The organism is Streptomyces sp. NPDC029014 (assembly GCF_055564695.1).
The window spans coordinates 26,494-36,250 of record NZ_JBVHVT010000091.1 but is presented as its reverse complement, the minus strand read 5'-3'; the positions used below and the strand labels follow the sequence as shown (position 1 = coordinate 36,250).

Annotated in this window: 8 protein-coding genes and 2 pseudogenes; 4 read left to right on the top strand and 6 right to left on the bottom strand. The window is 68.9% G+C overall.

All coding sequences use genetic code 11. From position 1 onward, the window contains the following. Positions 1-95: pseudogene (locus ACZ4VL_RS34025) on the bottom strand (N-acetyltransferase); the annotation flags it as partial. A gap of 726 nt (positions 96-821) precedes the next feature. After that, positions 822-1,208, bottom strand: coding sequence for a hypothetical protein (locus ACZ4VL_RS34020; RefSeq protein ID WP_468207922.1), 387 nt, complete (start codon positions 1,206-1,208; stop codon positions 822-824). A gap of 32 nt (positions 1,209-1,240) precedes the next feature. On the opposite strand from ACZ4VL_RS34020, the gene ACZ4VL_RS34015 reads away from it, so the two are divergent. After that, complete coding sequence (locus tag ACZ4VL_RS34015) at positions 1,241-1,693, top strand: histidine kinase dimerization/phosphoacceptor domain-containing protein (protein WP_468207920.1); 453 nt, start codon at positions 1,241-1,243, stop codon at positions 1,691-1,693. On the opposite strand, the gene ACZ4VL_RS34010 is transcribed toward ACZ4VL_RS34015, so the two are convergent. The 3 genes and pseudogenes from ACZ4VL_RS34010 to ACZ4VL_RS34000 form a co-directional block, all read right to left on the bottom strand. Further along, positions 1,582-1,977 carry a hypothetical protein gene (locus tag ACZ4VL_RS34010; protein ID WP_468207933.1) on the bottom strand — a complete coding sequence of 132 codons (396 nt, stop codon included), beginning with the start codon at positions 1,975-1,977 and terminating at the stop codon, positions 1,582-1,584. The two genes, ACZ4VL_RS34015 and ACZ4VL_RS34010, sit on opposite strands and share 112 nt — an antisense overlap. A gap of 26 nt (positions 1,978-2,003) precedes the next feature. Further along, a pseudogene (locus tag ACZ4VL_RS34005) lies at positions 2,004-2,213 on the bottom strand (transposase); the annotation flags it as partial. 2,370 nt (positions 2,214-4,583) lie between these two features. After that, positions 4,584-5,201 carry a TetR/AcrR family transcriptional regulator gene (locus ACZ4VL_RS34000; RefSeq protein WP_468207918.1) on the bottom strand — a complete coding sequence of 206 codons (618 nt, stop codon included), beginning with the start codon at positions 5,199-5,201 and terminating at the stop codon, positions 4,584-4,586. A 55-nt stretch (positions 5,202-5,256) separates the two neighbouring features. Here ACZ4VL_RS34000 and ACZ4VL_RS33995 point away from each other — a divergent pair, with 55 nt between their 5' ends. Continuing rightward, positions 5,257-5,751, top strand: a complete 495-nt coding sequence (locus tag ACZ4VL_RS33995; protein WP_468207916.1) for a DUF1453 domain-containing protein — start codon at positions 5,257-5,259, stop codon at positions 5,749-5,751. 942 nt (positions 5,752-6,693) lie between these two features. Here ACZ4VL_RS33995 and ACZ4VL_RS33990 read toward each other — a convergent pair. Next, a complete protein-coding gene (locus ACZ4VL_RS33990; RefSeq protein ID WP_468207913.1) occupies positions 6,694-6,951 on the bottom strand; it encodes a hypothetical protein in 258 nt (85 codons plus the stop codon). A 390-nt stretch (positions 6,952-7,341) separates the two neighbouring features. Here ACZ4VL_RS33990 and ACZ4VL_RS33985 point away from each other — a divergent pair, with 390 nt between their 5' ends. Next, on the top strand, positions 7,342-8,922 hold the full coding sequence (locus ACZ4VL_RS33985) for an SNIPE associated domain-containing protein (protein WP_468207910.1): 1,581 nt from the start codon (positions 7,342-7,344) through the stop codon (positions 8,920-8,922). A gap of 305 nt (positions 8,923-9,227) precedes the next feature. Beyond that, positions 9,228-9,563 carry a transposase family protein gene (locus tag ACZ4VL_RS33980; protein ID WP_468207927.1) on the top strand — a complete coding sequence of 112 codons (336 nt, stop codon included), beginning with the start codon at positions 9,228-9,230 and terminating at the stop codon, positions 9,561-9,563. Positions 9,564-9,757 lie beyond the last annotated feature (194 nt).

The window sequence follows — 9,757 nt, the reverse complement described above, 5'->3', positions numbered from 1 at the left end:
GGGGTGTCCGCCTCCCGGATCGGCCGCAGGTGATGACCACCGCCCGGCAGCGGTACCAGGACGGGGTGGACGAAATCATCGGGAAGCCAGCTCATGGCGCCCGACCGTAGCAGCGCGCGGCCGTCCGCTCCCCTGGATTTCCCCGCCTACCGCCAGGCCCTGCCTCTCATGCCGGGCAAGGCCCGCGATCACCCGATCGAGACTGCCGTTCGATCGGCAGACTCCGTGATCGGTATGGCAACGGCTTCATACGTCAACTCTCCGGTAAGGACCAACGAAACGGCGACTTCGGCCGCCTCCTGCGTCAACTTCTCGTCATCAGGTCCAAGAGCCGTTATGCCATCCATGATCGTGATCCTACGGAGCCTGGTCGCGGAGGCACGGGCGGACTTCGGAAGGAAACGGCCCACTGCTCGAGTCCTCGGGGGAATCTGGAGCTGTCCCAGGACGACGAGGACGAAGACGACGCGTAGCCGGACCGTGCCCGCCCCCCCATCGACCCGGTATAAGAAGGAGACCCGCGCCGTGGACGCCACGACCACTGCCACCGCCTCGGGGACGTCCCTGCCGGGCTGCGTGCCGGCGGCCGGTGCTCCGCACGCAGCAGCCGGCCGCCGCGCCGGTGAATCCGTTGCCGCTGAACTGGTTCCAGAAGGGAGCGGTCGCAGCCGCACGAGGTGAAGGACGAGGCCGGGCGGCGGTCGTTGTGGCGACTGGCTCGGGTGAGACCTGATCGCCGCTGGCTGTGCCCGCGCCTGACGGCGAAGGGCCGGGTGCTGGTGCTGGTTGCGACGAGCGAGCTGCTGGGGCAGGCGGTGCTCCTACACGCTGCGGAACAGCGGTTTACCCTCCCGCAGTCGACGGCATGCCCGCTGGTAGCTCGGGCCGCGGAGCTTTGGCGGCGACCCCTGCCTGGCCCGCTTCGCGCCGCCGTCGTACACCTGCGGGACGAGGACGTCGCGGGCGGCCCGGAGTTGCTTCTTGGGCGGGTGGTAGGACTCCACCTCCACCTCCAGTTCGCCCGTGCTGTAGGAGGCGGACTTGTCGTACAGCACCAGAGCCCGGGCGTGTACCTTGCCCTCCACTTCGAAGGTGAAGTCGTTGTAGTAGCCGTAGACGATGCCCTGCGCCCGCAGGTCGCCCCGGACGTACACGGAGCCCCAGGAGACCAGGTCGCGCACCACCAGGTCGCCGAGGACCACGAGCATGCCGATGTCGCCGACGTAGCGTCCAGGAAGCCGTGCACGATCAGGTCGCCGTCGACGACGAGCGCAATGTCGAGGCCAAGGCCCTCCGGGACCACCAGGTCGCCCGCGTGATACTGCCACGCGATGCCCGTGTCCTGGAGGTAGTCGGCGATGTTCGCCTGGGAGCTGGCCCGGAAGAGCGCACTCGGATCGCCCGCGAACTGCATGACGTCGCGGCCCATCACCTGTCCCTCATCTCCATCCAAGCCGACGCCGCGCGCTATCGGGTCCAGGACCTACGAGCAGAACTGGTCACCGAACTGGCCTCGATCCGCGCCAACGCACTGGAAGGGCTCCTGACAACTGCTCAGTTCTGCTGGCCGCAACAACAGGGCTACTGGGTTTCGGCGCCGTCGGCGGCAATGATCCGGCGCAACATTTCGCGGGCGCCCGGGAAGTCAGAGTTGAACCCAAACCAATCCATGTCGACGGCGAAACGGAAGTGACTCTCCATTTCTCGGCGCGTCGCTTCCTTCGCCGTAGCCACACGCTGTCGGCTCTCTTCGCTGTCGGTGACACCGGCAAGGGCGTCACGGAGGGGCTTCTTCCATTCGTCGACCCACATCGCGACTCCCAGCCAGCTGTGAGAACCCCCGTGGTAGCCCTCATTGGTCAACAGCGCTGACTGCTGCTTCGTCAACTCTCCCCGGAGGACCCAGGAAACAGCGACCACAGCCGCCTCTTGAATCAACTTCTCGTCATCAAGGCCTTCGACAATTATCTCATCCATGATCGTGATCCTATTAAGACGTCATCTCATTTGGCGAGTCTTCGGTAGCAGATGAGGGTGCAGGCGATGCCGGTGAAGGCGAGGAAGTGGTCGGCTTTGCGCTCGTAGCGGCGGTGGAGGCGGCGGCAGCCGTCGAGCCAGGCCATGGTCCGCTCTACGGTCCATCTGTGGCGGCCGAGCCGCTGGGAGGACTCGACGCCCTTGCGGGCGATGCGGTGCGTGATGCCGCGTCCGCGTAAACTGGCCTGCCGCCTCCCAGTACTCACCTCCGCAGGGGGCACCTCGCTCAGGCGAAACCTCTTCCCCGTACCGGGCCCGCAGCTACTCCGCTTCGGATGGTACGAATCCGCATGGACCGGCTCTGGCTCCGGCTGCTCGCAGGTCCAGCCCAAGCCGCCGTGGCAGAAGACCCGGTGTGCCCCCGCCGCACCTCCGCCGACGTCTCCGCGGTTGCCGATCCGGACACCGGCGTGGCCGTCTACGACACTTTCGGGCCCGGTGACCCCGGCTGGAAGATCGGCGGCGGCACCAGCGCGTCATCGCCGCTGATCGCCTCCATGTACGCCCTGGCCGGCACCCCCGGAGCGAACGACCGCCCCAACTCCTACTCCTACGCCCACCGCCTGAACTTCTGGGACATCGACTGCGGCGTGGCCGGCCCGTGTCCCAGCATCACCTGCCTGTGCCGTGCGGTCCGCGGCTACGGCGGCCCCACCGGCGTCGGCAGCCCCGCGGAGGCCGCGGCCGACGGAGGTAACCGCGCCTTGCGCGGGGCATCACACCGATGCCGTCACTCCACGCGCCTGTCCCAACATCCACACAGGATTTCTCAGATGAGCGGATTCTGCTCACTGCCCCGAACTCGTCGTAGTCCGCCCTGGGCTGGCATCACCCGGGCGGCAACAGTCCGTCAGGAGTGCGTCAGCCGCTGTCAGCCGCCCCCAGCCTCGCCGCCTGTCGCGTGATCAGCACGGGCAGCGCGCAGCAGGCCACACAGGCGGGCGCGGCCAGGCCGCCGCGCGCCGTCGTGGTGCGGCGGGGGCGTCGGTCGGGCAGCAGTGGCCGGCATGGCGGTTCTCCTCGACGAGGTCGGTGACGGGGATGGGGCAGCCGTGGCTGGAGGCGCAGGCGCCCAGGTCGTCGCAGCCGCGTCGCCGGCGGCGGCCAGGGCCGTGCGGATGGCGGCGAGGGCGGCGATCCTCGCGTCGACCTCGGCCAGCTTGGCCGCACCCCGCCTCTGGAGCCCGGCCACGGGGCGACTGTGGCGGTTGCGGCCGGCTTTCAGGAGCTCGGCAAGTTCCCCCCAGCGTGAACCCGAGTCGCCGGGCGGCCTCAATCACACGCAGTGACGTCCACCGCGTCCGCGCTGCCGATGGCGAACATGGGAGAGGTGCAGCAGCAGTCGCAGTCCTCGCCGTCGCCCCAGGGGCAGTCACAGGTGCGGGGGGTCGGCGTATGTCCTGGAAGATCACGTGGGGGCCGTGTCGGAATCGGTTCCAAGCCCGTTCTCCGAACCCTGCGGGCATCGGCACGAGCAGGGCCTTCGGATGTCGTGACGAGTGCGCCCGGGCCGGGGGTGGTGTGCCGTTCGAGTTCGGTCCCGTCGGCCAGGCCGATCGGGAGGAGCACCCCGCTGTCCATGCGGCAGGGGCCGAGGACCTCCACCCAGGCGGAGGCCTCGTCGAAGAGGAAGGCTGCGATCCGGCCGCCTCCGAGGTCCGGATCGGCAGGCATCGACCAGCGGCGGTCACCCTCCGCCGACCATCGCTCCAGCAGGACGCGGCCGACGGTGAGCAGGATGTGCCCGTCCTGTAGGACGGTCAGGGAGCTGATCTCTGCGGGGCGTGGCCCGTCCGGGTTCGGTACCGCGATGGGTGGGATGAGCTGGGGCAGGGGCCGGTACCCGGGGACCGGTCAGGTCCGCGTGTCGGACGGAGCGAGCCGGGACGGTCCGCCAGTCTGGGCGCGCCAGGTCCACGCGATGGCCCTCGAACCAGGCGGCTCGGTCCTCCCAGTCGTCGGGCGGGGCAAGGAGGAGTCGGAGGGTGTGGGCGTCCGTCCACCCGGAGAGCGGACCCCCCGCTGGCAGTCGTCCGCCAAGACTGGTGCTCCCCCGAGGCGAAGTCGAGCAGCACGAGCTCGCCCTCGAAGAAGTAGCCGCCGTCGTACGAACCGGTACCGAGGACGAGCAACGGCTGGGTGGGATGGAAGGCCTCGGCTCGAAGCCGCCGAACGGTTCGAAACCACTGCAGGGCTGGGGCGTCGGTGGTGGGGTCGGACGCTCCGGTTTCCGGAAGCGGGGCGGCGTAGACACCGATGCCCCGCCCCCAGGCAGTCCGATCGTGGCCGCCGAGAACGACGTGCACGCCGCTGGGTGCCGGGATGGTGAGGACGGAGCAGCCGAGCTCGGCGCGGGGCCGGTCGGCAAGAATCCGATCAACAGTGAGGGGAAGATCACCCGCCCCAGCGTCGCCGATCCGGGCCCGGCGGACAAGGGTCCCGTCCCCGGCCACACCCGCCCCGCCAGCGCGGTCGGCCGCATGCCCACTTCACTCCCAGCTGAGCGATGCCTCCGAGGCATGCGCGCTCAACGCATCGGCCGGAGGTCAGCTGTCGGCTCTGAGGGCGTCCAGGTGCCGTCGCAATACCTGCCGGAGCAGTTCCGGCGGATGGCGATCCGGTAGCAGCGTTGCCTGGAGACTGAGTCCGTCGAGGAGGGCGGCCAGTCGCATGCTTTCCAGTTCGACGCCCATGCCGCCTGGCAGTCCGCCGGCGCACTGGGCTTCGTGCAGCACGCGCGACAGGAGGGCGTACAGGTCGGCCTGCATTTCGTCGGCGTAGGGCCGCAGTTCGGGTCGGGTGAGTGCTGCGGTGGTGAAGGCGAGCCAGAGTGCGGACTCCTGGCGGCGGGCCTCGTCCAGGGGGAGGAACTCGGCCAGGAGCTCTTCTGTTGCGGCCCGGCGGTCGGTACGGCCGTCGGGAGACAGGAGCCGCTCGGCGTGGGTGCGGATGCGGTCGCCGATGCGTCGACTCAGCTCCCTCATCGTGAAGGTCATCAACTCGTCGTGGTCGGCGAAGTAGTGGCGGACCGAGCCGATGGCGAGTCCGGCTTCCTCGGCGACGTTGCGCAGCGACGCATGCTCCAACCCGTCGCGGGCCGCGACGGACAGGACTGCCTGTGCCACCGCCCTGCGGCGGGCCACGGGGTCGACGATCTTTGGCACGTTGTCTTTATAGCACGGTCGAGCTAATGTTTTTTAGCTCGGCCAAGCTATAAAGATGGGTGGTATCTGCATGAACCCCTGGCTGCTCGCTGCGATCATCGCGGTGGTCGTGATCGCGGTCGTGACCAAACGGATGATCGGTGAACCGGTCAACGCGAAGGACCTCTTCGTGGCCCCGGCGGTCCTGACCGGGATCGGCGTCCTGTCCTTCATCGAGCAGACGGACCTGATCTTCGGCGCCGACCTCGTCTGGGGCATCACGGGCACCGTGCTCAGTGCGGCACTCGGCGCACTCCGTGGCGCCACCGTTCAGCTCGTCGACAAGGGAGGTGTCCTGTGGCAGCGGTACACAGGCCGCACCTTCCTCACGTTGATCGGCACCTTGGCGGTCGCGGCCGGCTTCAGCATCCTGGCGGTGAAGATGGGCATGCACGAGAACGGGCGCCCCATCCAGCTCTCCATCGGCGTGAGCTTCCTCGGCGAGTCCCTCATGATCGGCCGCCGCGGCATGGCTTCGGGGATCCCCTTCGCCCCGTCACGTCCTCGCTGACTCACAGCCGTGGCCGCGCATGTCGGACCCGCTCGGCCTGCACCGTCCGACAGGTCATGAGCGGAGCCGGAGGCGAAGGGGAGCGACCGAGCCCTTCCCGTCCTGAATCTGAGCTGGTCAGACGTAGGCAGAGAACGACTGGAGGGGGCCGGTGCGGAGAGGGCGAGGGTAAGGAGGGCCCGGCGGCCGGCGCTCAGAAGCCGTCAGCGGGTGCCGATCACGCGGCGGCGTCCCGCAGTCGCTGTGCAAGGAAGCGGAGGGCAGGGCTGGACACGTCGACGCCCGACTGGTGGAGACGGTACCTCTTGGTCGAAAACCCATCCACCAGGGTCCTCACCCCACCGTCAGCCCAACTACCCAACGCACGCGCCAGGTTGGCGGGGAGCTCGACGGCGTACCTGATCGGCGCACTGCGCCCGGACAGGTCAGCCCCGGACGCCGGCTGCGGCCCGGGCGCGCCCTGGCCCTCGGTCCTCAACGACGAGATTTGCCGGGTTTGGCATCCGCCCAGGGCCCGACTTGCGTCCGGCCCGTCCCGGAGGAGGCTGGAAGTACTGGTGGGGGATCAGCGTCCATGTCACCCCAGGGGGTGAGGACATGCCTCACAACGACCAGTACACCGCGGTGGGGCCCTCCTTCACCGGTGCCGGCTTCCCGCGGGCCGGCTTCTCCACGAAATCGACCGACACCGTCTACGGGGCCAACGTCGTCGGAACCCTTTGCGGTGTGTACGGGGAGAGCCTGGCCCCCGGCCAGGACACGAACGAAATCAGGCCCCGCAGCGTGGGACCTGGGAGCTGCCGAATGGCGGCGCGAAGCCCCGTCACGTGAAGAGGGCGGGGCCGCCGCACACTACGTTGCACTCGACGGCGCGAGACTGCCGTCTTCCGCACGACAGCTGCTCGCCGCCCGCGCCCCGCGGACCGGGGCGAAATCACGGGATCAGGGCATGCTGGTGAGTGGCCAGGGGTTTGGGGCGTTGCGTCGGACCGCGGCGCGTATGTGCACCATGGCCAGGATGGCGCTCATGTGGGTCTTGCCCTCGGCGTACCGGACGTGGTCCTTGCAGAACCAGAGGGCGTTCTCGGGATGCCCCTCCTGATCGCGTGGTGGCGCTATCGCGCGGAAGTGTACGAGCGTGAAGGTCTCGTAGTCGTGGTCCCTGAAGGACGCGTTGCAGATCGCGCAGTACGGGGGCATCACAGCTGGTCAACTCCACTCCGCCGAACGAACCGTGATCCTAAGCGTTCGTCCTGGTCACCAGCGCGCCCGTCTCGCACCGCCGGCTCCCAGGTCCCCGCTGCGACGCCTGATCCCGCTTCGCCGGGCCTGACCAGCCGCAGTCAAACTTCCCTACTACAAGCCCCACCACCTATGAACGTCAGGAATGCGGTGGCGTCGGAGGCTATGGTGAAGCCGCCTCCGGCGTGGACCAGACGAGCCCAGTTCGACGGGCAGTCACATATCCAACGAGATGACTCCGTGGGCATCCACGCTCCGATTCTCCCGTCTTCAGGCGCGGGGCCAGCCTCGCCGGCGCCCGTTTCTCATGCGCCCTTGTTGCCACGCCAGCCTCCCGTGCATGATCGCGTGACCTGGTCGGCACCTGCGACCGGCACGTTCGTTGATGCTGGGGGGCTCGTGAGCTCACACCGTTTCAATCCGCCGCCGGACTGGCTGTTACCGCAGGGCTGGACACCTCCGCCGGACTGGAAGCCGGATCCGTCCTGGCCGCCGCCTCCAGCAGGATGGCAGCTGTGGCTGCCGGTCCAGCAGAGCGAAGAGAGCCGGCAGGCTCGGCCGACACCGGAGGTACCGGTGCCGCGGCGGACTCGCTGGTTCCGGCGCCTGCGCCAGGAGGGCGGCAGCGAGGCAGACCTGCTCCGGGACTGGATCGCTCGGACCCAGGGAGCCGACGCCGCCGCGGTCGCGCTGCTGACGCAACAAGTACGCAGGGAAGCTGACGAGTTGCGCACCCGCGCACTGCAGGAAGCTGAGGAGATCCTGTGTGAGGCGCGGCGGGGAGCCAAGGACGGGCAGGCGGCGGCCCGTGAGGCCGCCAGAGCCGCGGAGAAGGCCCGCAAGGAGGCAGAGGCACACCGGGCAGAGATCTTCCAGGCAGAGAGCCGTCTGAACGACCTGCGCACGAGGATCGTGACCACCGATGAGAGCATGCTGCTCCAGCAGGTAGGCATTTACGCCTACCGGCATCCCCTGGACGACGCCGTGGCCTACCGGGCCCGCCTGGATGCCATCCGAACCAGGATCAAGGAGCTCGCGCGATCACAACAGGCGGTCCTGGTCGCCAGCGGCTGGACCGTGAACGGATCGGCACGTCAGGGCACCAAGATGGTTCGCGATTACTCCAAGCTCATGCTCCGCGCTTACAACGCCGAGGCCGACTACGCCGTACGCAGCATGCGCCCGCATCGACTGGTCTCTCTCGTCGACCGGCTCTACAAGAGCCGCGAGACCATTGCCAAACTGGGCGCCACCATGGACATCCGTATCTCGGATGCCTATCACGACGTGCGCGTCGCGGAATTGCGGCTGACGGCGGACTTCATGCAGCGCAAGGAGGAGGAAAAGCAGGCCCAGCGCGAAGCCCGCGCCCGAGAGCGGGAGGAGGCCGCCGCCCAGCGCGAGTTGGACCGCGAGCGGGAGAAGCTCAACAAGGAGTTGAGTCACTACCAAAGTGCCCTCGACCGGCTCCGAGCACAGGGGGACGATGTGGGCGCCGCGGAGATCGCGGCGAAGCTGGCTGAGATCGAAGGCGCGCTCGACGATGTGGAAGCCCGTGCCGCCAACGTGCGTACCGGATACGTGTACGTCATTTCCAACATCGGAGCATTCGGCGACAACGTCGTCAAGATTGGGATGACTCGGCGGCTGGAACCGTTGGAGCGGATTTACGAGCTGAGCGGTGCGGCGGTGCCGTTCCGCTTTGACGTCCACGCGCTGATCTTCAGCAAGGACGCGGTCGGTCTCGAAAGCCGCCTTCACCAGGAGTTCGCAGCGCGGCGGGTCAACCGTGTCAATAGCCGCAAGGAGTTCTTCCATGTCACCCCTGCCGAGGTGAAGGCAGTCCTCGAACGCAGCGCCGGTGAGCACTTGGTGGAGTTCAATGAAGTTGCCGAGGCGATCGAGTGGCGTAGCAGCACCAACAACTGAGGGCGGCGAACGGCGGTGAAGCAGCCAGGTCGGGGGGGGGGGGGGGGGGGGGGGGGGGGGGGGGGGGGGGGGGGGGCGGGGGCGCCGGGGGGGGGGGGGGGGGGGGGGGGGGGGTCCGGGGGGGGGGGGGGGGGGAGAGAGGGGGAAAGGAGGGGAGGAGGCCCCCCCCCCCCCCCCCCCCCCCCCCCCCCCCCCCCCCCCCCCCCCCCCCCGACCTCGCGCACACTGGCGCCTGAGTGGCCCGTCGGCCCGGTTCGGTCCCCCGTGTGACGCGCAGCCGGGGAACGGAACCGCCGCCTGAACAGATGCCCGTGGTCGGCCGAAGCGGCCACGGGCGTCTGCGGACGCCACGGCTTGTGTCGGCAGGAGTACGCGGCCGATGGCGAGGCATGCACCTTGACGGCCGGACAGAAAGGCCTACCAGGGAGCCGGCGCCGGAGCAGCTGTCCCGGGCCGGCGCCGGCCCGGCAAGGACCTCCACACAGAAATCCGTCAACCGAGCCCACTCCCGCCTCAGGTGGCCCGTCGAGAGAGCCATCGCCCAGATCAAGGCCTGGCGCACCCTCCGCAAAGCCCGCCTCAGCCCCAACACACTCACGTCAATCACCAAAGCCACCCTCATCCTGGAGAGTCACCACTGAAGAGGCTCAATGCCCGCGGGCGCCAAGTCGAGGGTCTGTGCGAGCAGGCGGCCCCGGCGCTTGGTCGTGGTTGGTGAGCAGCTCGTCGGGCGGGTGGCCGGCTGTGTGGATCTGACGGACGAGCAACAGACCGTGCTGGAGCCGCCCCCGTTGCGGTGGGCAAGATGGCCGGCTCCCGGTACTGACCCGCCGCC